Annotated in this window: 2 protein-coding genes; both read left to right on the forward strand. The window is 40.1% G+C overall.

The genetic code is table 11. The annotated features are described in order from the left end of the window. Positions 1-711, forward strand: a 711-nt coding sequence (locus BM098_RS13220) for an IS200/IS605 family accessory protein TnpB-related protein (protein WP_200795855.1), incomplete at its 5' end; no start/stop codon positions are given. Positions 712-860: 149 nt separating this feature from the next. Then, complete coding sequence (locus BM098_RS14030) at positions 861-1031, forward strand: hypothetical protein (RefSeq protein ID WP_159430204.1); 171 nt, start codon at positions 861-863, stop codon at positions 1029-1031. Positions 1032-1394: the final 363 nt, after the last annotated feature.

Genomic DNA, 1394 nt, shown 5'->3' on the forward strand with positions numbered 1-1394 from the left:
ACCTCAACATCAACGGGTATGGTTGGTGTTGATTTGAATGTGAATCATATCGCCGTCGCCAATATCAACGCCATAGGTCAATGTGTGGATGCCTTTACCCTTCCGTTTAACTTAGAGGGTAAAACCAGTGGACAGAGGGCGAAAATCATCGAAGCAGAGGTTATTGCCCTCGTTGACTATGCTGTTAAACATCATAAACCACTCGCGATTGAAAACTTGGATACGACGCGGTCCAAAGTGTCGCGTCCTTATGGGAATAGGAAAGCCAATCGCCAAATGAGTCAGTTTGCTTATCAAAAAATGATCCTAGCGATCAAGTCAAGAGCCGAAAAAATGGGGGTGGCTGTCTACGTTGTTAACCCTGCTTATACCAGTCAAATTGGCAAGATGAAATATATGAAGCGACTCGGTGTGTCCATTCACATGGCAGCCGCTTATGTCATTGCCCGTCGGGCAATGGGCTTTAAAGAAAAACTCCCACCGATATTGTATTCACTTGTTCCAGAGCAGAAACAAGGTCTACATCATTGGGCCGGGTGGGCGTATTTGACGCGTACCCTGTCTTTTGTCAGAACCTATACGTTCTATCAGACAGAACGATTCGACCCAAGTAAGTTGTGCTCCTGGAGCGCACTATTTCCCCAACATGCTTTAATAGATGTTGAGAAAATAGGTTTGCGGCGGTTGGAAAGTAGAAAAACCTATGCTTAGTTGAACGAGCATGGGTCGCCTTTAGGGTGTCCTTACGGAATCCCCTTCCTCAACCATTCGTAAGAATGTTAGGTGGGGGTAGTTCAACTAATAAAGTAGAGGAAGCTAGTAAACATTTAATCACTATTATGGCTGACCATGTATAGAAGATAGATGAATTAAAAGATAGAATAACAACTTTTGATTATCACCTCGATCTTGCGATATTAATAGGCTACTTAATCGAGAAGAAAATGATTGTAGTAGAAGAAGTACCATCGAAAAATCCGCATGTGAAACATTGTTATTACCGCGTTAATGAGCAAACGAGAAAGAAGTGAAGCGAGATTTGATTCGCCTTTTTTCTCATTTGTATTTTAAAAATACAAATTATCCTTGACGGTCAACTACAAGCCGTGCTATAGTTATAAACGTTGCTTCGGCAACAAGATAAAATGATTGACGCAATAATCGTTATTGTGTTATATTATAAAAGTTGCGCTCGTGATTTGAAGCGAACGTGAAACAAAACTTTTTCAAAAAAGTTATTGACACAAACAAGCTAAATGTTATATAATATAGCTTGTCGCCGAAAGAACAACGACTTACATTTGACCATTGAAAACTGAATAACACACACAGTAAAGTTAAGAAATAAAGTAAGACAAGCTAGTGCTTGAAACCAGAGTAAAGAATTACTCATC

It is taken from the genome of Halolactibacillus halophilus, from assembly GCF_900115605.1.
Classification (GTDB): domain Bacteria; phylum Bacillota; class Bacilli; order Bacillales; family Amphibacillaceae; genus Halolactibacillus; species Halolactibacillus halophilus.